21 protein-coding genes are annotated in these 20,831 nt (G+C 75.6%); 9 read left to right on the top strand and 12 right to left on the bottom strand.

Annotated features, from left to right (window positions below):
* Positions 1 to 85: 85 nt before the first annotated feature.
* Both H9657_RS13910 and H9657_RS19220 read right to left on the bottom strand, forming a co-directional pair.
* Entirely contained in the window at positions 86 to 1,228 is a 1,143-nt protein-coding gene (locus H9657_RS13910; protein ID WP_318241502.1) for a DUF1254 domain-containing protein, read from the bottom strand.
* Positions 1,225 to 1,371 (bottom strand): hypothetical protein, encoded by a 147-nt coding sequence (locus tag H9657_RS19220; protein WP_225215365.1) that lies wholly within the window; start codon positions 1,369 to 1,371, stop codon positions 1,225 to 1,227. The genes H9657_RS13910 and H9657_RS19220 overlap by 4 nt, the downstream gene beginning before the upstream one ends.
* 171 nt (positions 1,372 to 1,542) lie before the next feature.
* On the opposite strand from H9657_RS19220, the gene H9657_RS13905 reads away from it, so the two are divergent.
* The gene (locus H9657_RS13905) at positions 1,543 to 2,295 is read left to right on the top strand and encodes a YqjF family protein (RefSeq protein WP_191784018.1); all 753 of its coding nucleotides are present in this window, start codon (positions 1,543 to 1,545) and stop codon (positions 2,293 to 2,295) included.
* A 944-nt stretch (positions 2,296 to 3,239) separates the two neighbouring features.
* Here H9657_RS13905 and H9657_RS13900 read toward each other — a convergent pair.
* Positions 3,240 to 4,208, bottom strand: coding sequence for an aldo/keto reductase (locus H9657_RS13900; protein WP_191784017.1), 969 nt, complete (start codon positions 4,206 to 4,208; stop codon positions 3,240 to 3,242).
* Between the two features lie 114 nt (positions 4,209 to 4,322).
* Between H9657_RS13900 and H9657_RS13895 the strand changes: the two genes are divergently transcribed.
* Positions 4,323 to 4,886 carry a GNAT family N-acetyltransferase gene (locus H9657_RS13895; protein WP_191784016.1) on the top strand — a complete coding sequence of 188 codons (564 nt, stop codon included), beginning with the start codon at positions 4,323 to 4,325 and terminating at the stop codon, positions 4,884 to 4,886.
* Positions 4,887 to 4,907: 21 nt separating this feature from the next.
* On the opposite strand, the gene H9657_RS13890 is transcribed toward H9657_RS13895, so the two are convergent.
* On the bottom strand, positions 4,908 to 5,261 hold the full coding sequence (locus tag H9657_RS13890) for a DoxX family protein (protein ID WP_191784015.1): 354 nt from the start codon (positions 5,259 to 5,261) through the stop codon (positions 4,908 to 4,910).
* A 133-nt stretch (positions 5,262 to 5,394) separates the two neighbouring features.
* Between H9657_RS13890 and H9657_RS13885 the strand changes: the two genes are divergently transcribed.
* The 3 genes from H9657_RS13885 (at position 5,395) to H9657_RS13875 (ending at position 7,955) form a co-directional block, all read left to right on the top strand.
* Positions 5,395 to 7,110 carry an FAD-dependent oxidoreductase gene (locus H9657_RS13885; protein ID WP_191784014.1) on the top strand — a complete coding sequence of 572 codons (1,716 nt, stop codon included), beginning with the start codon at positions 5,395 to 5,397 and terminating at the stop codon, positions 7,108 to 7,110.
* Positions 7,107 to 7,469, top strand: a complete 363-nt coding sequence (locus tag H9657_RS13880; RefSeq protein ID WP_191784013.1) for a rhodanese-like domain-containing protein — start codon at positions 7,107 to 7,109, stop codon at positions 7,467 to 7,469. Before H9657_RS13885 ends, H9657_RS13880 begins: the two co-directional genes overlap by 4 nt.
* A gap of 213 nt (positions 7,470 to 7,682) precedes the next feature.
* Positions 7,683 to 7,955, top strand: a complete 273-nt coding sequence (locus H9657_RS13875) for a metal-sensitive transcriptional regulator (RefSeq protein WP_191784012.1) — start codon at positions 7,683 to 7,685, stop codon at positions 7,953 to 7,955.
* 25 nt (positions 7,956 to 7,980) lie between these two features.
* Here the strand turns inward: H9657_RS13875 and H9657_RS13870 are convergent, their stop codons facing one another.
* The 4 genes from H9657_RS13870 to H9657_RS13855 all read right to left on the bottom strand — a co-directional run bounded on the left by H9657_RS13870 (position 7,981) and on the right by H9657_RS13855 (position 11,771).
* A complete protein-coding gene (locus tag H9657_RS13870) occupies positions 7,981 to 8,520 on the bottom strand; it encodes a hypothetical protein (protein ID WP_191784011.1) in 540 nt (179 codons plus the stop codon).
* 118 nt (positions 8,521 to 8,638) lie between these two features.
* Complete coding sequence (locus tag H9657_RS13865; RefSeq protein WP_191784010.1) at positions 8,639 to 9,583, bottom strand: VOC family protein; 945 nt, start codon at positions 9,581 to 9,583, stop codon at positions 8,639 to 8,641.
* A gap of 53 nt (positions 9,584 to 9,636) precedes the next feature.
* Positions 9,637 to 10,572 carry a cold-shock protein gene (locus H9657_RS19725; protein ID WP_191784009.1) on the bottom strand — a complete coding sequence of 312 codons (936 nt, stop codon included), beginning with the start codon at positions 10,570 to 10,572 and terminating at the stop codon, positions 9,637 to 9,639.
* A gap of 122 nt (positions 10,573 to 10,694) precedes the next feature.
* Positions 10,695 to 11,771, bottom strand: a complete 1,077-nt coding sequence (locus H9657_RS13855; RefSeq protein ID WP_191784008.1) for a lytic polysaccharide monooxygenase auxiliary activity family 9 protein — start codon at positions 11,769 to 11,771, stop codon at positions 10,695 to 10,697.
* Positions 11,772 to 11,907: 136 nt separating this feature from the next.
* On the opposite strand from H9657_RS13855, the gene H9657_RS13850 reads away from it, so the two are divergent.
* The 3 genes from H9657_RS13850 to H9657_RS13840 all read left to right on the top strand — a co-directional run bounded on the left by H9657_RS13850 (position 11,908) and on the right by H9657_RS13840 (position 14,264).
* Positions 11,908 to 12,714, top strand: a complete 807-nt coding sequence (locus H9657_RS13850) for a Nif3-like dinuclear metal center hexameric protein (RefSeq protein WP_191784007.1) — start codon at positions 11,908 to 11,910, stop codon at positions 12,712 to 12,714.
* Positions 12,715 to 12,877: 163 nt separating this feature from the next.
* A complete protein-coding gene (locus H9657_RS13845; RefSeq protein ID WP_191784006.1) occupies positions 12,878 to 13,285 on the top strand; it encodes a ChaB family protein in 408 nt (135 codons plus the stop codon).
* Between the two features lie 127 nt (positions 13,286 to 13,412).
* A complete protein-coding gene (locus H9657_RS13840) occupies positions 13,413 to 14,264 on the top strand; it encodes an SDR family oxidoreductase (RefSeq protein WP_191784005.1) in 852 nt (283 codons plus the stop codon).
* On the opposite strand, the gene H9657_RS13835 is transcribed toward H9657_RS13840, so the two are convergent.
* Positions 14,215 to 14,625: an HNH endonuclease gene (locus H9657_RS13835; protein ID WP_191784004.1), complete on the bottom strand. Its 411-nt coding sequence runs from the start codon at positions 14,623 to 14,625 to the stop codon at positions 14,215 to 14,217. The genes H9657_RS13840 and H9657_RS13835 overlap by 50 nt on opposite strands.
* 297 nt (positions 14,626 to 14,922) lie before the next feature.
* Here H9657_RS13835 and H9657_RS13830 point away from each other — a divergent pair, with 297 nt between their 5' ends.
* Positions 14,923 to 16,431, top strand: coding sequence for an MSCRAMM family protein (locus tag H9657_RS13830; protein WP_191784003.1), 1,509 nt, complete (start codon positions 14,923 to 14,925; stop codon positions 16,429 to 16,431).
* 134 nt (positions 16,432 to 16,565) lie between these two features.
* On the opposite strand, the gene H9657_RS13825 is transcribed toward H9657_RS13830, so the two are convergent.
* The 3 genes from H9657_RS13825 to H9657_RS13815 are packed head-to-tail and all read right to left on the bottom strand — an operon-like array spanning position 16,566 to position 20,799.
* On the bottom strand, positions 16,566 to 17,810 hold the full coding sequence (locus H9657_RS13825) for an FAD-dependent monooxygenase (RefSeq protein ID WP_318241501.1): 1,245 nt from the start codon (positions 17,808 to 17,810) through the stop codon (positions 16,566 to 16,568).
* Positions 17,807 to 19,945 carry an acetate--CoA ligase family protein gene (locus H9657_RS13820; protein WP_318241500.1) on the bottom strand — a complete coding sequence of 713 codons (2,139 nt, stop codon included), beginning with the start codon at positions 19,943 to 19,945 and terminating at the stop codon, positions 17,807 to 17,809. The genes H9657_RS13825 and H9657_RS13820 overlap by 4 nt, the downstream gene beginning before the upstream one ends.
* On the bottom strand, positions 19,942 to 20,799 hold the full coding sequence (locus tag H9657_RS13815) for a fumarylacetoacetate hydrolase family protein (protein WP_191784001.1): 858 nt from the start codon (positions 20,797 to 20,799) through the stop codon (positions 19,942 to 19,944). Before H9657_RS13815 ends, H9657_RS13820 begins: the two co-directional genes overlap by 4 nt.
* Positions 20,800 to 20,831: the final 32 nt, after the last annotated feature.

Genomic DNA, 20,831 nt, shown 5'->3' with positions numbered 1-20,831 from the left:
GCATCCCCCACCGACGCAGGCCCACGATGCGACCGTCGTCCCCCTGGCAGCGTAAGGACGGGTCCGGCTGCGCGCCCCCCGGCGGCTACCGGACGCGGACGACGGGCGGCAGCTCGTAGGTCCCGTCGAGGACCGCGGGTCGCGGCACGTACATCCGCAGCACGGGCCGGAAGGCGCCGGCGGGCGCGGGCAGCCAGTTCGCGACCTCGTCGGGGCGCGCCTGGCTCATGGTGATCGTCACGCCGCCGGCCGCGTCGAGCGACAGGCCGGGCGTGCGGTCACCGATCGAGTACCGGTCGATCTCGTTGGGCACGAGGAAGTAGTGCGGCACGTCGTACATGGTCAGCGACCAGAACCCGTCGACGGGAGGCGGCGGCGCGAGCGTCAGCGTGTACGTCCGCTCACCGGTCAGCGGCTCGCCCTGGTCGTCGACGTACGTCATGACGTACGCGGCCTCGTAGGCGTGGTTGCCCCACAGGCCCCCGAGGGCGGCGGCCGCACGCTCGACGACGCGCTGCTCGGGGTCCGCGATGACGAAGGAGGGGTCGTCCCGGGTGCCGACCTCGAAGAAGTCGGCGTTGTAGTCGAACGCGTGGAACGTCAGGTGCCACCCGTTCACGACCGGGCTGCTGCCCGACCGGAGCGTGCCCTCCACGACCGCGCGACCGCGTGCGTAGCCGTCGCGCAGCGCCCGCTGCACCGCCTCGTCGGCGTCGTGCACCGGAGCGTCGCCGGCCACACCCAGCGGCGCGAACCGCGCCTGGCGGTCGCGGTCACGCTCGGCGGGCGGGAAGCGCCGCGACCAGACCCTGTAGCGCTCCCAGAAGTCGAGGGCCTCGTCGCCGGACCCGGGCACGGGCGGCACGCCGGCCGCGGGGCGGTCGGCGAGCGGCGTCAGCGTGGTCGCGTCCTGCAGCGCGTGGACCGCCGGCAGGTCGTCCGGCCCGTCGACCGCCCACCGGCCCACGATCGACGCCACGTCGGTCGGGAACCGGATCACGGTGCTCCCCTCCGGCGCGTTGCCGTCCCAGCCGGGCGCGACGAGCAGGAACGTGCCGGGGCCCGTCCCGGTCGCACGCTTGCCGACGTACGCGAAGTTGTCCGTCCACGCGTCGACGAGCTGGAGCACGTAGTAGCGGCCGCCGGTGTCGGGGACGTCGAGGCGCACCGGCCCCGCGCTGACGTCGACCTGCGCCATCGAGTACAGGGTGTCGTTGTTGATGGTCACGAACGTGTCGTCCGGCCCGGCCAGCTGCCGGGCACCGCGCCGACCCCGGTCGTGGCGTAGCGCAGCAGCTGGTCGAGGTCGAACACCAGGGGGAAGCCGTAGACGTAGCACTGCGCCGCCAGCCGTCCCAGGTCGTCATCCATGTCGCTCTCCCGTCGCGCGCACCGGTTCGGTCCGCACCCTCCCGGACCCGGGCACCGGACGGCCTCGCCCGTCGCGGATGAGATCCGGCGCGGGGCTCGTGGCGGGGCTGCGGCGGCCCCGCCCGGGACGCCTGACGGCCGCACCGGCACGAGGCGGTGCATAGTGGCGCCATGCGCCCGCAGCCCGTGACCGCGACGGCCCCCGCGCTGCCCGGGCGGGCGATCACGCGGCAGTCGTGGCGCGACCTCACCTTCGTCCACTGGCGCGTCGCGCCCGACGTCGTCGCGCCCCTCCTGCCGACCGGCACGCGACCGGACGTGCACGACGGGTCGAGCTGGGTCGGGCTCGTGCCGTTCCGCATGGTCGGCGTGGGCGCCGGGTTCGGGCCCGGCGTCCCGTGGCTCGGCACGTTCCCCGAGACGAACGTCCGGCTCTACTCGGTCGACGAGCAGGGGCGGCGCGGCGTCGTCTTCCTGACGCTCGAGGCGGCCCGCCTGGCGTTCGTCCTCGGCACGCGCGCCGTGTTCGCGCTGCCGTACACGTGGGCACGGATGCGCGTGAGCGAGGCCGACGGCGTCCTGACGTACACGTCGCGACGCCGCTGGCCGGGGCCGCGGGACGCCACGACGCACGTGGTCGTGCGGCCGGGCGCGGCGCTCGCGCCCGGTGACGCCGAGGCCGAGTTCCTCACCGCGCGCTGGGGCCTGCACACGCGCGCGTTCGGCCGCACGCTGTACGTGCCGAACCGTCACGAGTCGTGGCCGCTCCAGGCCGCTGAGCTGGTCACGATCGACGACCGCCTCGTCGCCGCGTGCGGCATCCCGGGCACGGCCCTGCGCCCGCCGGACTCCGTGCTGTTCTCGCGCGGCGTCCGCACGGACTTCGGCCCGCCCGTCGACGTCCGCACGCCGCTGCCCGCCTGACCCGGGGCGGCACGTCGACCCGTCGCCGGGCGAGGACCGTCGTACGAGCGCGGCGCGAGCCGGACGGCCGCGCGCGGGCCTGCCGTGAGGCCCACGCCCAGCGCAGCCAGCACCTGTACGACCTCCTCGGCGGCGAGCGAGCCGTGCCGCTCGAGCGTCAGGTGGACGCGCCCACGGACCCGCTCCGCCCGGTGAAGGCCCAGGATCGTCGTCGAGACGGTCGTGTGACGAGGGAACAGCGCACGGGCCGCCGCCTCGTCCCGGTGCTCCAGCAGCACGAGGTCACCGCCGGCCAGCTCGGCCCGCAGGGCGTCGGCACGCCAGTGGACCGGCGCGTCGACCTGGCCGGTGACGTGCCGGGAGCGGTTCGCCGACGAGATGGCGAGCAGACCCGCGGCGTCCGACGCCGCCGCGAGGAACGCCTGCGACGGGCACGCGTCGCCCGGCACGATCACCTGGGCGGTCGTCACCGAGCCGTCGGGCGCGGTCAGCCCCGGCGGGACGTGCGCGGCCGCAGGACCGCGGAACCCGAACGGGCCGAGCGCGCAGAAGGCGTCGACGACGTCCGCCAGCAGGCCCGGTGACACGCACGCCGGCAGGGCCGACAGGTCGAACGCCTCCAGAAGTTGCCCGGCCGGCGCGGTCAGGCTGCCGGTCTGGTAGCGGGGCCGGCCCTTGAGGGCGTTGACCCGACCGACCGCGTCGGCGCGGGACGTCAGCGCGTAGATGTTCCCGAACCCGTGCGCGACGGGGACGCCGTCGGCGAGGAGCCTCGCCGCGAGGGCGACGTCGTCGGGGTGGTCGAGGACGAGACGGTCGTCGGGGCGCATGCGGGCCTCCCAGGGGTCTCTGGGAAGGACGGCGCAGCGGCGTCCGGGATACCGGGAGCGTGTCGACGCGGGCGGGCGTCCGGCCGCTGCACGCGACCCGAGGCGCCCGACGCCTCACCACCAGTAGTTGTCCTGCGTCGTGTACGGCTCCTCCAGCGTCGCGATCTCGTCGGCGGTGAGGTGGACGTCGAGGGCCGCCACGGCGTCGCTCAGGTGGTGGGGCTTCGTCGCGCCGACGATCGGGCAGGCCACCACCGGCTTGGCCAGCACCCAGGCGAGCGCCACCTGGGCCATCGAGATCCCGCGGTCGTGCGCGACCCGCTCGACGGCGCGGACGACCGGCTCGTCGACGTCCCGGTCGAACGCCCGCGCCACGTCGTCGCTCGTCGACCGCGCCGTCTGCTCCCCCCACGGCCGCGCGGCGCGGCCCTTGGCCAGCGGCGAGTACGGCGTGAGCCCGATCCCCTGGTCGAGGCAGAGCGGGATCATGTCCCGCTCCTCCTCGCGGCGCAGCACGTTGTACTGGTCCTGCATCGCGACGAACGGCGTCCAGCCGTGCAGGCGGGCGGCCTCCTGCAGCTTCGCGAGCTGCCACGTCCACATCGACGACGCCCCGAGGTAGCGGACCTTGCCGGCCCTCACGACGTCGTGCAGGACCTCCATGGTCTCCTCGACCGGCACGTCGTCGTCGAAGCGGTGGATGTAGTAGACGTCGACGTAGTCCGTGCCCAGGCGGCGCAACGAGGCGTCGAGCTGCTCGAGGACCGCGGTGCGGGACAGGCCGCTGCCGCCGGGGCCGTCGTGCACGCGGCCGTGGACCTTGGTGGCCAGCACGATGTCCTCGCGGCGCGCGTAGCGCCGCACCGCGCGCCCGACGAACTCCTCGGACGTGCCGCCCTGGTAGACGTTCGCGGTGTCCCAGAAGGTGACGCCGAGCTCGACGGCCTGGCGGAAGAAGGGGGCGGCCGCGTCCTCGTCCAGCGTCCACCGGTGCATGCCGGAGGCGGGGACGCCGTAGGACATGCAGCCGAGCCCCACGCGGCTCACCCGGAGCCCGGAGCGTCCGAGCCTGGTCTGCTCCATCGATGCCCCCTGTCGCCGTGCGCGCACCGCCGCCCGCCTCGCCGCGGGTGCGCCGCGGCGCTGCCACCAGGAAACCTCACGACACCCCGCACCGCCCGCTGGCAGCATGCCGGGATGCCCCATCCCCCCGCGACGCTGCAGCTGCGATCACTGACTCCCCAGGACGAGGACGCCGCCAGGGCGGCGCACGACGAGCTCGCGCGCGAGGGGTTCGACTTCCTGCTCGGGGCGCAGGGCGGTGAGGGGTGGGACGCGTACCTGCGGCGCCTGGACGACGAGCGCGCGGGCGTCGGCCTGCCGGACGGCTGGGTGCCGGCGACGTTCCTCGTCGGGGAGGTCGGCGGCGTGCTCGTGGGGAGGGTGTCGGTGCGGCACGCGCTGAACGAGGCGCTGTCCGTCGTCGGCGGCCACATCGGGTACGGGGTGCTGCCGGCGCACCGCCGCCGCGGGTACGCCACCGCGATGCTGCGCGGGGCGCTGACGGTCGCCCGCTCGGTGGGCGTCCGTGAGGCGCTGGTGACCTGCGACGACGCGAACGTCGGGTCGGCGCGGACGATCGAGCGGTGCGGGGGTGTGCTGCAGGACGTGGTCGACGTGCCGGGCGACGGGGCGCCCAAGCGCCGCTATCTGGTGCCCACGGGCGTCGACGAGGAGGGGGCGAGCGCCCCCTCCTCGTGATCCGGGGAGCGTCCCCCGCGGTCAGGCCGTGACGACCCGCAGCACGAGGACCGCGAGGGACAGGACCAGCGGCACGAGCGGCGTCGTGACGCCCTGGGTGTCGCGGACCCGCAGGTGGCCGATGACCGCGCCGACGAAGTACAGGGTGAGGCCGACCGCGGCGGCGATGCCCAGGGGCGCGACCCACAGACCGACGACGATGCCGACCGCACCGGCGATCTCGAGCGCGGCGAGGACCGGGATGCGGCGCTCGGGGAACCCGACGGTGCCGACGATCGAGGAGATGACCTGCTCGTTCTTCCGCAGCTTCATGACGGCGGAGCTGACCGAGACGAGGGCCAGCAGGACGGTGAGGACGACGAGCGCGATGAACATGGGGGTCCTTCGGTGAGAGGTGCGGTGAACGGCGGGGCCGACGGAGAACGCTAGAGCGTCCTGTGCCGCCCGCGTGACGGGCGCCACCCTCGCGAGGGCCGGTTCAGCATACCCCCGGGGGTATCTTGGTGTCATGAGCCCGACCCCCACCTCCAGCCCTGCCGGACCTCGGCGCATCGTCGTCGTCGGCGGTGTGGCGGGCGGCATGAGCGCCGCCGCGCGTGCCCGCCGCCTGGACGAGTCCGCCTCGATCGTGGTGCTCGAGCAGTCCGCCCACGTGTCCTTCGCCAACTGCGGGCTGCCGTACCACCTGTCCGGTGAGATCGCGCAGCGCGACGCCCTCCTGCTGCACACGCCCGCGTCCCTGCACGCCGCGCTCGCGCTCGACGTGCGCACCGGCAGCCGCGTCACGGCGATCGACCGCGCGGCGCGCACCGTCACCGTGGCGACCGCCGACGGCGAGTACGCGCTCGCGTACGACGCCCTGCTGCTCGCACCCGGCGCCGTCGCCGTGCGCCCGCCGATCGACGGCCTCGACCACCCCGCCGTGCACACGCTGCGCACGGTCCCCGACCTCGACGCCCTCACCGCCCGCGTCGCGGACCTGCCCGCCGACGGCCCACGGCGCGCGGTCGTCGTCGGCGCCGGGTTCATCGGCCTGGAGGCCGTCGAGGCCCTCGTCGCACGCGGGCTCGACGTCGAGCTCGTCGAGCTCGCGGACCACGTCCTGCCCCCGCTGGACGCCGAGCTCGCCCCCTTCCTCGCGGACGAGCTGCACGCGCACGGCGTCGGCCTGCACCTCGGCGTCTCGGCGCGCGAGATCGCGGGCGACGACGAGTCCGCCGTCGTCACGCTCTCCGACGGCACGCGCCTGCCGGCCGAGGTCGTCGTCGTCAACGTGGGCGTGCGGCCCGCGAGCGACCTCGCCAGGGACGCGGGCCTCGAGCTCGGCGCCCGCGGCGCCATCCGCGTCGACGCCGACCAGCGCACGTCCGACCCGCACGTCTGGGCGGTCGGGGACGCGGTCGAGGTCACGCTGGCTGTGACGGGCGAGGCGGGCGCCGTGCCGCTCGCCGGCCCGGCCAACCGCCAGGGCCGCCGCGCCGCCGACGCCATGCTGGGACGCCGCACCACGCCGCAGGCACCCGTGCTCGGCACCGCGATCGTGCGCGTCCTCGGGCTCACGGCCGCCGTGACCGGTGCGAGCCAGGCCGCGCTCGCACGCGCCGGGATCGAGCACGAGGTCGTCCGCATCCACGCCGCCCACCACGCCGGGTACTTCCCCGGCGCGCAGCAGGTCCACGTCGTCGCGAGCTTCGCCCCGGACGGGCGCCTGCTCGGCGCGCAGGCCGTGGGCCGCGACGGCGTCGACAAGCGCATCGACGTGCTGGCCACCGCGCTGCGGGCCGGCATGACCGCCGACGACCTCGCCGAGCTCGAGCTCGCGTACGCCCCGCCCTACGGGTCCGCGAAGGACCCGGTCAACATGCTCGGCTTCGTCGCGCAGAACGTCCTGGACGGCACGATGCCGCAGTGGCACGCCGCGGACCTGGACGACGTCCTCGCCACGAGCCTCGTCCTGGACGTGCGGTCGCAGGGCGAGTTCGACCAGGGCCACCTCGTCGGCGCCCTCCACGTCCCCCACACCGAGCTGCGCGGCCGCCTCGACGAGGTCCGCGCCGCCGCCGGCGGGCGTCCCGTCGCCGTGCACTGCGCCAGCGGCGTCCGCTCCCACATCGCGACACGCGTGCTGCTCCAGGCGGGCCTCGACGCCCGCAACCTCTCCGGAGGCTGGATCAGCCTCACCGCCACCCGCCCCGACCTGCCCCTCGAAGGAGCCACCTCATGAGCCTGCGCGACACGATCGCCCGCCTGCTCGGCCGCACGACCACCGACGGCGGGCTGCCGGCCACCGTCGACGGCCCCACGGCCGTGCAGCTCGTGCGTGACGGCGCGAGCGTGCTCGACGTCCGCGAGCGCTCCGAGTGGAGCACCGGCCACGCCGCCCCGGCGGTGCACGTGCCGCTCGCGGAGGTCGCGACCGCACCGCGCCGCCTGAGGAAGGACGCACCCGTCGTCGTCATGTGCGCGTCCGGCATGCGCTCGCGCACGGCCGCCAAGCAGCTGCGGGCGCTCGGCCTGCAGGCGACCAGCCTGTCCGGTGGCATCAGCGCCTGGCAGGCCGCCGGCGGCGCCGTCCGGCGCTGACCCCACCCTCACCGAACCGATCGCAAGGAGCACCACCATGTGCAGTCCCGCCCGTTGCAGCAGCTGTGGCAAGGTCACCTGGACCGGCTGCGGCATGCACGTCGACGACGTCATGGCCGACGTGCCGCAGGACCAGCAGTGCACCTGCCGCTGAGCACGCAGCCGTCCCCGCACCACCCCGCCGGGACACCGGTACGACCCGAGGAGAACCACGTGGACCTGGACCCGGCCGAGATGACGAAGGTCAGCAACCGGCTCAAGCGCGCCCAGGGGCAGCTCGCCGGAGTCATCCGCATGATCGACGAGGGGACCGGCTGCGAGGACGTCGTCACGCAGCTGTCCGCGGTGTCGAAGGCGATCGACCGGGCCGGGTTCGCGATCATCGCGTCCGGCATGCGGCAGTGCCTCACGCAGCCCGACGGCGCCGACGAGGAGCCGACCCTCGACGTCGCGAAGCTGGAGAAGCTGTTCCTGTCGCTGGCGTGACCTCCGGCCGGGCCGAGGCGGGCGGTCAGGCGCGCGCGACCCGTGCCCCCGCCACCCAGCCCGGGGCCCGGAACCCGTGTGGCGGCTCGACGCCCGACACGCCCGCCCGCTCCAGCAGCCACGCGACCACGGAGTCCGACGTCCACATCTCCCCCGCGCCGGCCTCGTCACGACCCCACGTGTACGCCGGCACGTCGGCGAGGAGGTCCAGGACGTCACCCGGCAGCGCGAGGTCGTCGCTCACCTCCAGGACGCCGGGCAACCGTCCGCCGCCGTCGACCACGCGCACCTCGTAGCGGAACAGCGGGCACCACCCCAGCCACCGCGCACCCACCGGCCCGGTCAGCACGACGCGCCGCGTCCCACCCGTCCTGCCCCACGTGGGACCCATGTCGACGCTCCTGACGACCCCGTCGGCCTCCACCTCGAGCACCGCGTGCACGAGCGGCTGCGGCGCTCGCCCTTCACGGGCGGCGACGAGGCGCTCCCACCAGGCGCTCGTGCGGCGCGCGACGTGACCGCCCGCGCCGACGGCCGCCCACCTCACCCGGGCCACGGCGTCCACGGCTCCATCACATCGCGGGCCGCCCCGCGGGGCGAGGGGCGATGGTCCCGCGAGCGAGCGAGCGAGCGAGCGAGCGAGCGACGGGACGACGTCCTCGCCCGCGGGCCGGGTCCGCGGGTCAGTCGGTCGCGGGCGCCTGCGCGACGCACAACGCGCCGGTGTTGCCGTCCTGGTCGGCGACGACGGTGATCCACGGCGCGTCGCTGTCGTCCACGACGGTGCCACCCGCGGCGACCGCGGCGGCGAGCCGCTGCTCGGCCACCTCGGGCGCGACGTAGACCTCGACGTGGAACCGCTGGCGTGCGGTGTCGTCCTGCACGTCCCCGAACCACAGGTTCGGCACCCGTCCGGTGGCGTCCCGGATCTCGTCGCTCGGGGACCCGTGCCCCTGGGACGCGGCGTCCCCCGTCAGCAGCGCCGCCCACACCGGGGCGACGGTCGCGGAACCGGCCGTGTCGAGGCCGAGCTCGACCACGCTGACGGACGCCGGGTCGGCGGTGAGCCCGTGCTCGGCGGCGATCTCGCTGATCCGCCGGGCGAGGTCGACGTCCTTTCGGGTCACCCACTCGACGACCTGCTCGTTGCCCTCGTCGTCGCGGTAGACGGCGTCGGCGCTCACCAGCTTGAGGTCGACGTGCCCCGTGCCGAGCACCGCGCTCGGGTGGTGCCCGAGGGCGTCGGCCGCCTCACCGACCGCGGCGACGAACCGCGCGCCGGTGCCGAAGTCGTCGACGAGGTACCGCGCGTGCAGCCCCTGCGCGAGCTTGCGCCAGTCGGCCAGTCCGGCCTGCGTGATCTCGCTGCCCGAGAGCATGTCCATGCTCGCCGAATCTAGACCCGCTCGACGCGACCCGCGCGGGCTGCGCCACGTCAGGCGGGCGTGCCCGACCGACCAGACGTGGGCGCCCGTCACCGGGTCGCGGTCCTCGAGCCCCACCGCGTGCACACGCGGGACGACCAGGAGGCGGCCCGGCGTCACCGGGTTGAGGTCCATGAACACGACGACCGTCTCGTCCTCGTGCACCACGCCGGCCTCGGCCGGCCCGGCGGGCGAGCGGCTCACCGATCGCGTCTGAGCGACGCGGCGTGAGCGCCCGGCCGCCGGGACGGACCGTCTCAGACGCGCTCGACGCGGTCCGCCTGCGGCCCCCGGTCGCTCTGACGCACCTCGTACCGGACCCGGTCGCCCTCGTACAGGCCGTCGGACCCGCGCACGACCGACACGTGCACGAACAGGTCGTCGCCACCCGCGTCCGGGGTGATGAAGCCGAAGCCGCGCTCCGCGTCGTAGCGCGCGACCGTGCCCGTGCCCCCGCGAGCGGGGGCGCCGGACCCGCGCGGCCGCTCGGACCGGCCGCGGGACGGGCCGGCGGGCGCGCCCCGGCGTGCCTGACCGCCGACGAGCCGCACGTCGTGGGCCTGCGGCCCCCGGTCGCTCTCGGCGACGGTGAAGCTCACGCGGTCGCCCTCGGACAGGCCCGTGACGCCGACCAGCGTCTTGGCGTGGACGAAGACGTCCTCGCCGCCGGCGTCGGGCGTCGCGAAGCCGAAGCCCTTGTCCGCGTCGTAGAACGTGATGGTGCCGTCCGCCCCGTCGGACACCACGGCCGGGGCCGCCTGCGCGACGAGCGGCAGCAGGTGGTCGGCCTGGGGCCCCTTCTCGCCGGGGACGACCAGGAACGCGACCCGCTGGCCCTCACGCAGCACGCCGCCGCCGACGACGGCGGAGCTGTGCACGAAGATCTCGGCGTCGCCGCTGTCCGGGGTGATGAAGCCGTAGCCCTTGCCCGGCTCGTACCAGGAGACGGTGCCGAGCTGGCCCAGGGTCGCGTCGGCGGCGTACTCGCCCGTGACCCGGACGTTGCGCGCCTGCGGCCCGCGGTCGCCCTCGCCGACCTCGAACTCGACCTCCTGGCCCTCGCGGAGCACCTTGCGGCTGTCGTCGCCCACGATCTCGGACGCGTGGACGAACAGGTCGTCGGCGTCGTCCCCGAGGTTGAGGAAGCCGAACCCCCGCTCGGCGTCGAACCAACGGACAGTTGCCTGGGGCACGGTGTACTCCTCGTCGAAAGCAGATGTTGCTCTCCCATTGTCGCCGACATGACGCCCGAGGGCCGCCCCGCCGGCCGGGCCCGCGGCCCGCGGGGGGCAGACGACGTCTGCGGCGCGTGCGGTCAGGCGGCGCTGCAGGTCGCGCTGAGGTTGCTCGAGCTACCGCTGCCGAGGAAGCCGGCGCTGGCCGTCGCCCCTGCTGCGAGCGAGCCGTTCCAGCCCGCCGACGTGATCGTGCTGCCGGACGCGGTGCCGTTCCACGCCTGCGTGATGGTCGCGCCGGCGACCGTCACCTTCCAGCCGGTGATCGCGGCGGAGCCCGCCTTCACCGTCACGCTGGCCTGGTAGCCGCCCTGCCAGGAGCTCTGCACCGACACCGTCGCGGTGCAGGCGCCGGTGCCCGGGTCAGGGGCGGGCGTCGTCGGCGCGGGGGTCGTGGGAGCGGGGGTGGTGGGTGCGGGGGTCGTCGGCGCGGGCGTCGTCGGCGCGGGCGTGGTGGGTGCGGGCGTCGTGGGGTTCGGGCCCGGGTCGCCGCCGCCACCGAACACGACGTCGCTGCACTGGTAGTACGGCTGGTCGAGGTGGCTCGCCTGCCAGATCGTGAACACGACGTGGTGGCCGGTGCGGTCGCGCGGGACGCTCACGTCGGTGACGTACGGGCTGGACGGGGAGTAGCGGCCCGTCGTCTTGATCAGCTCGAGGTCGGACCACGCGAGCGCCTTGGTCCTGGCGTCATAGCCCTGCTTGGTGACGTAGATCTTCAGGTAGTCCGCGCCGTGGTTGGACGGGTCGTGGACCGTGAGCCGGAAGTCGTACGGCTTGGCGGTCGTGCGCCAGGCGCCCGGCGTGTTCGCGGCGTCGTAGATCGGGTTGTCGGCGGAGCAGAGCTTGCCGTCGGGCAGCGCCTGCTCGTGCTGGCCGCCCGCGCCCTCCTTGAACATGCCGTTCCAGTTCCACATGGCGTTCGGGTTGGCACGCCACGCGGCCCAGCACATCGGGTCCTGCGTCTGCATCGCGGGGTCGGTGTGGGCGCCCGACCAGCGGTCGTAGCACCCGTAGATGCGGGACGGGGGGTCGGACACGGCGCCGTGGGCCGATGCGGGCGCGGCGAGGGCGACGGAGCCTGCCACCATGGCGGCGCCGAACGCGAGCGCGCCGGTCACCGCGACGATGCGGCGACCGAGGGAGAAGCGTGACATGTCCACCTCCGGGGGGACGTACGAGACGTACCAGGACCATCGGTGCGGACGACGGGCGCGGCAACCGACGAAACGCTTCGACGGGCGCGGCCCGGGCACCCCGGTGGCGAGGCCCGCCGTGGCTAGGGTGTCGGGCGTGACGACGACAGCGCGGCAGGTGGCGGAGCGGATCGACGCGCACGTGGGGGTGCCGCCGCGCGCGACGACGGTCGACGGGTTCCTCGCCGGCGACCCGGACACCCCGGTCCGGGGGATCGCCGTCACGATCATGGCGACGTTCGACGTGCTGCAGCGCGCCGCGGCGGAGGGCCTGAACCTCGTCATCACGCACGAGCCGCTCTACTTCGACCACCACGGGACGTCGGACGCGAAGCTCGCGGCGGAGGGCGACCCGGTGTACGCGGCGAAGGCAGCGTTCGTCGCCGAGCACGGGCTCGTCGTCCTGCACCAGCACGACGCCTGGCACGACCGCGAGCCGGACGGCGTCCTCACCGGCGTGGCACGGGCCCTCGGCTGGCTCGCCGCCGAGCGGACCGACGACCCGGGGGTCTACGACCTGCCCCCGACGACGCTCGGCGAGCTGGCCGCGCACGTCGCACGCTCCCTCGACGCCCGCGCTCTGCGCTACGTCGGCGACCCCGACGCACGCGTGTCGACCGTCGGCCTGCAGCCGGGGTTCCAGGGCTTCGAGCTCAACCGGCACCTGCTCGCCCGGGACGACGTCGACGTGGTCGTCATCGGCGAGGGCCACGAGTGGGAGACCGGCGAGTACGCGGCCGACGCCGTGACGGCGGGCGTGTCCGCGGGTCTCGTCGTCGTGGGGCACACGCCGTCCGAGCAGGAGGGCATGGCCGAGTACGCCCGCTGGCTGACGGACGTCCTGCCCGAGGTCCCGGTCGAGCTGGTCGAGGCCCCCGACCACTACCGCACCACCCCACGCTGACCCCTCCCCCACCCCCCAACCCCCGCTCGCGGGCGGGGATCGGGTCAGCGGGCGTCCCGAACCCCACCCACCGAGCCGCGGCGTCCGAGCACCGCGTGCGCGGCGCGGCACACCGTCGCAGGATGGCGGGAACGGAGCTGGCCGCCGACGGGACGGGAGTGACATGCCCAAGACGACGAAGAGCGGGAAGCCGAAGCAGGATGAGCTGCCGAGCACGCTGCAGCGGTCGGGCGCGAAGGCCCAGCGCACGTTCGCCAAGGCGCACAACTCGGCGGCCGAGGAGTACGACGACGCCGAGCGAGCCCACCGGGTCGCCTACTCGGCGCTCAAGCACACGCACGAGAAGGTCGGCGACCACTGGGAGCCGAAGGACGAGAAGGGCCCGTCCGACGCCCAGGCGGAGGGCGGCCGCGGCACGTCGCGGCAGACGGCCGAGGGGGTCGACGCCAACGCCTCCCAGAGCCACCTGTACGACATCGCCAAGCGGCTCGACATCTCCGGCCGTTCCACGATGGACAAGGACGCCCTCGTCGAGGCGATCAAGAAGGAGAACCGGCGCCGCAGCCGGTGAGGCCAGGTGGCTCGCGCCTCGGGGTCGAGGCGCACGGCCGGCACGTGACCGCCCGCCGCACACGCACGGGTCGCACGCCCACCCCGATCCGCGCACCATGAGGAGAACCGACCTGACGGAGACTCCCATGACCGAGCCCCCCATCGGTGTCACCGGGGCGACCGGCCACATCGGCGGGCTCGTCGCGCGGCACCTCGACGACGCCGGCCGCCCGCAGCGGCTGCTCGTGCGCTCGCCCGGCAGCCCGCGGCTGCGGGAGCCGGCGTCGGTCACGGGCGTCCGACGCGTCGACTACGCCGAGCACGACCTGTCGGTCGTCGCGCTGCGGGGCGTCTCCGTCCTGCTCATGGTGTCCGCGCACGAGAGCGCTACACGTGCGGCCGACCACGCGACGTTCATCGACGCCGCGGCCGACGCGGGGGTCAAGCACGTCGTCTACACGTCGTTCGCCGCGGCGGCGCCGGACGCGACGTTCACGCTGGCCCGCGACCACTACGCCACCGAGGAGCACCTGAAGGCCTCGGGCATGGCGTGGACGTTCCTGCGGGACACCTTCTACCTCGACCTCATGGACGAGCTCGTCGGCCCGGACGGCGTCATCCGGGGGCCCGCCGGTGACGGGCGTTGCGCGTTCGTGGCGCGCGGCGACGTCGCGCGCGTGGCGGCCGCGGTGCTCCTGACGCCCGACGCGCACGCGGGCGCGACGTACGACGTGACCGGGCCGCAGGGGCTCTCGCTCACCGACGTGGCCCGCGTCATCAGCGACGTCGACGGCCGTGACGTCACGTTCCACGACGAGACGCTCGAGGAGGCGTACGCGTCCCGGGCGTCCTACGAGGCGCCGACGTGGCAGGTCGCGGCGTGGGTCAGCACCTACACCGCGATCGCGAGCGGTGTCATGGCCGAGCCCTCCGACGCGGTGGAACGGCTCACGGGGCTCCCGCCGACGGACCTCGAGACGGTCCTGCGGGCCCGCTGACCGGCAGGTCCGCGTCCGTCGACCCGAGCACGAGGCCCGCGCGGACCTCCGCGTGGCGCAGCAGGAAGGCGCGCTCGTCGAGCTTCTTGCGCCGGAGCCACGTCGTGACCTCGGCGTTGCACTTGCTCGCGTTGCACGAGCCGCACGCCGGGACCACGTTCTCGACCGTGTACCGGCCGCCGCGGGAGACGGGCAGGACGCAGTCGCGCTGCAGAGCGCGACCCGCCGCACCGCAGTAGGCGCAGCCGCCCCACGCGGCCTGCATGGCCTGCCACTGCGCCGCCGTGAGGTCGTTCTCGACCTGGGCCAGCCGGCGTCGGCGTCGACGAGCGACCCGGACCCGGCGCGTCGAGGTGCTCATGCCGACAGCGTAGGAGCCGCGGTGGGCACGGGCCGGGACCCCGCCCGCACCCGTCCGCCGGCAGTGCGCCCCTCCTCCGAGCTCCGGCCTGCCCATGAGCACGGAAGTGGTCAGATCTCGCCGCGTCGGCGCGGCCCGTGGGCGGATGTGTGACCACTACAGGGGCGGAGGGGTGGGGGCGGGGCGGGGCGGGTGGGGACGGGGGCTCGACCAGGCCGTGGGCAGCGGGCTGCGCGGAAGCGGACGAACTGTCATGATCCAGACGCCCGCGGTACCGGTGACTCGAAGGAGCGTCCCGTGCGCAGCTCCCGCCGCCCCACCCTCGCATCCCTCCTCTCCCTCGTCGCGAGCGCGCTCGTCGCGGTCCTCGTCGTCGGCGCGCCCGCCGCCGGCGTGGCGCCCACGCCGACGCCGACGTGGCCAGGGCCCGTGCCGACGCCGTGCCCGTCGCGGTCACCGGTGCCGGCGCCCGAGCCCACGTCCGACGCCGGGCCGGGCGCGCTGGCGACCAGCGCCGGGCCGGTGCCGCTCTCGACGCCCGTGGCGTGCATCCCGCTCGGCACGTCGACGCTGGGCGGCCGCGTCACCGACGAGGGCGGCACGCCGGTGCAGGGCGCGACGGTCCGCGTGCGGAGCACCTCCTCCGGTGAGGTGACGGCGTCCACCGACGGGGACGGCTGGTGGGCGGTCGGCAGCCTGCCCGGCGGGTCGTACCGCGTGTCGTTCGACGCCTGGCAGCAGGGCTTCGTCTCCGAGTGGTGGGACGACGCGCCGGACTCCGTGACCGCGACGGTGGTGACGCTGGCCGAGGGCGAGTCGGTGCGCGACCTGCAGACGCGGCTGGCGCGCACGGCGACCCTGAGCGGGCGCGTCGTCGCGCCGGGCGGCACGGTGCCCACCGGGACCAGCGTCATGGTCGACGACGCGACCGCGAGCGGGACCTACGGGTACGCACCCGTCGGGGCCGACGGCACCTACCAGGTGGACGGGCTGGACCCCGGCTCGTACGTCGTCCGGGCCGTCCCGCCCGCCGGCAGCTCCTGGGGCACCACGTACTACCCGGACGCGCGCGGGCCGGCGACGGCGACGCCGGTCACGGTGGCCGCGGGCCAGCGGCTCGACGGCCTCGACGTGACGCTGCAGAGCAGCGTGGGCATCACCGGCACCGTCACCCTGCCGCCCGGCACCGACCCGTCCCAGGTCCGGGTCGTCGCGACGCCGCTGGACGACCCGCGGCTGTGGGTCCGCGCGGCCGGCGTCGCCGCCGACGGCACGTACCGCGTGGCCGACGTGTTCCCGGGGTCGTACACCGTGCGCGTCGAGGACGCGGGTGCGAACCCGCCGGTCACGACGCGCTACTACCCCGACTCGCCGACGGCCGACGGCGCACGGCCGGTCGTCGTCGCCGAGGGGGCCGACACGACCGGCATCGACATCACCGCGGTGGCCGCCTCCCGCGTCACGGGGGTCGTCACGGGGGCGTCGGGACCCCTGATGTGGGTCGAGGTCATGCTGGAGCCCGTCCACGGAGGCGCCGGGTTCGGGCCCACGTTCACGGACGCCCCCGTCCACGGGGGCGCCGGGTTCGGGCCCACGTTCACGGACGCGCAGGGCGCCTTCTCCTTCGACGGGCTGCCCGCCGGCGAGTACCGGGTCCGGTTCACGGTGCCGACGGACGGACGCAACCGCACCCTGTACTTCCGCGCGCCGTCCGGCACGGTCGCGCAGGCGCGCGCCGCGAGCGTCGTGAAGGTCGGCAGCGGGGCCACGCTCGAGGTCCGGGCGAGGGTCCAGGGCCGCAGCTGACCCGCCCCGCTGCGCCTGGGCGACGTGCGCTCGGGCGACCGGACCCGGCCCGCTCAGCGGCCCTGCGGGGCGGCGCCGGGTCGGGTCGGGTCGGGTCGGGTCGCGCAGCGGACAGGTCGGTGAGCGGGTCGCCGTCAGTAGCGGTAGACCGTGTCCGCACGGTGGACGCCGCGCGGGCCGTACGGCGCCTTCTCGAGCCACACCGACGCGTCGGCGTCCCCGGGGGCCCGCTCCGCAGCGGCCAGGACCCGCGCCGCGGTCTCCGCGTCGGGGCGCAGATGCGCGAGCGCCTCGCCGGCGGCGTCGCGGTTGAACAGCGCCGCGGAGCGCCGCGCGAGGGCGAACGCCTCGACCGGGGTGCGTGCCGCCGCACCCGACGCCCGGGACGCCGCCGCGATCGCGATGGCCGCGGCCTCGGCGTCCGGGACGCCGGAGTTCAGCCCGCGTGCACCGAACGGCGCGAACAGGTGCGCCGCCTCCCCCGCGAGCAGCACGCGGCGGTGCGGATCGGCGAAGTCGTGGGCGACGAGCTGCAGGAACTGGTAGGTCGACACCCACGTCGTGCGCTGCGCGTACCCGGGCGGCAGGACCGCGTCGAGCCACCCGCGCACGCCCTCGTCCGACGCGAGCGCCTCCTGGTCGTCCCCCTCGACGAGCTGCAGGTCGACGCGGTAGCCGCCCGCGAACGGCACGATCAGCACGTTGCGTCCGCCCACCGCGGGGTGGGCGTAGTGGAAGTGCCGCTCGCGCGGCAGCGTGGGGTCGTCCTTCTCGGCCACGTCGACGACGACGTACCAGCCCTCGTCGCGCGTGCCCTCCATGCGCGCACCGATCTGCTTGCGCACCGCCGAGCGTGACCCGTCCGCGCCGACGACGTACGGCGCGTCCCAGCGGCGGCCCGCCGCGGTGGTGAGCACGACCCCGTCGTCGTCCGCCGTGACCTGGGCGATCTCCTGCTCCCACGCGAACCCGACGCCCGCCGCCACCGCGCGTGCGTGCAGGTACGCCTCGATCTGCACCTGCGGCAGGCTCGTGAAGTGCGGGTACACGCCGTCCGGCGGGTCGGGGTAGGTCTTGGCGTAGACCTCCTTGCCGCCGTGGAACGTGCGCTGGGTGTTCCAGTAGACGCCGTGCCGGTACAGCTCGGCGCCCAGCCCGGGGCTGATCCGGTCGAGGATCTGGAGCGTCTGGCTGTGCGTGAAGATCGCGCGGCTGCCGGGCCGCTGACGTCCCTCGGGCCCGGCCTCGAGCACCGTGACGGGGACGCCGTAGGCGCGCAACGCGAGCGCGGCGGTCAGCCCGACGGGGCCCGCGCCGACGACGAGGACGTCCCGGGTGCCGGTGACGTCGTCGCCCGCGGCGAGGGGGTGTGCGCTCACGCCGGACATGTGTCTCCTCTCAGGGGTACGGCCGGGTCTGCCACGACCACGGCGTCGAGGACGAGCGGGCCGTCGGCCGTCATGCGGACCGGGTTGAGGTCGAGCTCGGTGACGTCGCCGTGGTCGCAGACGACCTGGCCGACGGCCCGCAGGACCCCGGCGAGCGCCGGCACGTCGACGGGCGGGGCCCCGCGGAACCCGGCGAGGACGGCGGGCGGCAGGCTGCGGACCATCTCCTCGGAGCGCGCGACCGACAGGGGCGCGAGCCGCAGCACGGGGTCGCGCCCGAGCTCGGCGGCGGCGCCGCCCAGGCCGAGCAGGACCACGGGCCCGAAGGCCGCGTCGCGCACGGCCCCGACGATGAGCTCGACGCCCGGCGCGGCCAGCGCCTCCAGCAGGTAGCGGCGCGGCGTCGGCCCACCGTCGACGGACGGGATTGCGTCGACCGCGTCGAGCGCCGCCTCGAGCGCGTCGGCGTCGGCCACGCCCACGTGCACGCCGCCGACGTCGGACTTGTGCAGCACCGCGGCGTCGAGCACCTTGACGACGACCCGGCCGCCGTCGTGCACGAGGTCCGCGAGCGCCGCCCGGGCCTGCGCCCGGTCGGCGGCGACCCGCCGCGCCGGCGTCCGCACGCCGTACGACTCCAGCAGCGTCTTGCCCTCGTGCTCGTCGAGCGTGCGGCCGACGGTCCGGGTGGCGGCCACGGGTGGCGCGTCGGCGACGGCGCGCCCGCGCGCGTCGGCGACCACGGCGGCCAGGGCCGTCGCGAGGTCGCCGGGGCCGGCGAGCATCGGGATGCCCGCGGCGTCCAGCGCGCGGCAGCGCTCGGCGAGCGCGTCGGGCGGGCCGCCGCTCGCGAACAGCACACGCCCGGCGGCCGGTCCGAGCGCGGCGACGGGGTCGAGGGCGCCGGGCTCGTCGAGCGCGTAGACGCCGACGACGTCGATCGCCGGGTCGCCGGCGACGGCCCCGAGCACGTCGCCGAAGGTGGGCGACGGGCGGCCGGTGTCGACCGGGTTGCGCTGGAACGTCAGAGGCGGCAGCAGCTCGGCGATGCGGCGCCGGGTCGCGTCGGCGAGCGTGGGCAGCTCGACGCCCCGCGCCCCGAGCGCGTCGGTGACGACCAGCCCGGGCCCGGCCTGACCAGTGAGCAGGCCGACGCCGACCCGTGCGGCGGCGGGCAGCCGGACCGCCCGCAGCGCGACCAGCGCGGCGACCAGCTCCTCGAGGCTGTCCACGACCACCGCGCCGGCCTGCTGCAGCGCCGCGCGCGTCACCGCGTACGAGCCGGTCAGCGCGCCCGTGTGCGAGCGCGCGAACTCGGAGACGTCGGACCGGCCGACCTTGAACGCGACGACGGGCTTGCGCGCGGTCGTCCGCCGCAGCGCCGCGACGAGCGCCGGACCGTCGGCGACGCCCTCGACGTGCAGGCCCACCGCGGTGGTGGCCTCGTCGCGAGCCAGGTGGTCGAGCAGCTCGGGGAAGTCGACGTCGACGGCGTTGCCGAGCCCGACGCCGAGGCGCAGGCCCACCCCGGCACGTGCGAGCAGGAACGCGAGCGCGAGGTTCACGCCGCCGGACTGCGCCACGACGCTCACGGTCCCGGGCGCGAGGTCGGCGACGGCGGGCATGAAGTTGGCGGTCGTGCGGTCGACGGGGTTCATGAACCCCGACGTGTTGGGCCCGAGCAGGCGGATGCCCGCCTCCTGCGCGACGCGCACGACGCGCTCCTGGATCCGGGCGCCATCGGGGCCGGACTCCGCGAACCCGCCCGCGCACACGACGGCCGCGCGCACCCCGGCGTCGTGCGCGTCCTCGAGCGCACCGGGCACCGCGTCGGGCGGTACGACGAGCACCGCGAGGTCGACGTCCGACGCCTCGCGCAGCGACGGCAGCGCGGTGCGCCCGAGCACGTCCCCGCCGCGCGGGTTCACCAGGTGCAGCGTGCCGGGGAAGTGGCGCAGCGCCTGGACCATGGCGTGGCCGGCCTTGCCCGGCCGCGCCGACGCACCGACGACCGCGATGCTCGCGGGGCGGAACATCGCGTCCAGGGGGTCGGCGCGCGACGCGTCCCGCGGCCCGGCGGCGCGCGTGGCCGGTGCGCGGCCCGCGGCCGTCGGGGTCGCCGTCACCGGTGCCCCGGGCGGTCGGCATAGGCGATCGCGCCCTCGTCGGTGACGCCGACGTCCAGCCGTCCCAGCCCCGTGATCTCGACCGCCACGCGCTGCCCGGCCGCGATCGGGCCGACGCCCGCGGGCGTGCCCGTCGCGATGACGTCGCCGGGGTGCAGCGTCATGACGTGGCTCGTGTAGGCGATGAGCTCCGCGACGCCGTAGATCAGGTCCGCGGTCGACGCGTGCTGGCGCAGCTCGCCGTCGACCCAGCAGCGCAGGTCGAGCGCGCCCGGATCGGGGACCTCGTCGGCGGTGGTCACCCACGGGCCGAAGGGCGTGAACGTGTCGAACGACTTGCGCGTCGAGCGGTCCTCGCCGGACCGGACCGTGATGTCCAGGACGGGCGCGTAGCCGAGCACGTGCTCCAGGGCGCGCTCGGCCGGCACGCGGCTGGCGGTGCGGCCGATGACGACGCCGAGCTCACCCTCGTGGTCGGTGCGCACGTCGAGGTACGGCAGCCGGATCGACCCGGTGGGGCCGATGACCGACGAGCTCGCCTTGAGGAACATCCCGTAGTCGGCGATGGTGCGCTGCTCGCCCATCTCGGCCTGGTGGTCGAGGTAGTTGACGGGTGCGCCGACGACCTTGCCGGGGCGCGCGACGGGCGCCGCGAGCCGGGCGAGGTCGGTCGGCTGCGACGGCAGCGCGTCGAGGTCGAGCGCCTGGAGCTCGCCGAGCGTGCCGCCGCGCTCGAGGAACGCCAGCAGCGGGCCGCCGACGCCCGGCCGCAGCCCGAGGGCGTCGGTCAGGTCGACCGACCGGTCGTGCAGCACGGCGTGCAGGCGTGCGTCGAGGGTGCTGGCCAACCTCATCGTCAGTGGCTCCCGGGTCGCTCAAAGGTGAC

The sequence above is a fragment of the Cellulomonas avistercoris genome (genome assembly GCF_014836445.1).
Taxonomy (GTDB): domain Bacteria; phylum Actinomycetota; class Actinomycetes; order Actinomycetales; family Cellulomonadaceae; genus Cellulomonas; species Cellulomonas avistercoris.
This window is presented reverse-complemented; position numbering and strand designations above follow the sequence as displayed.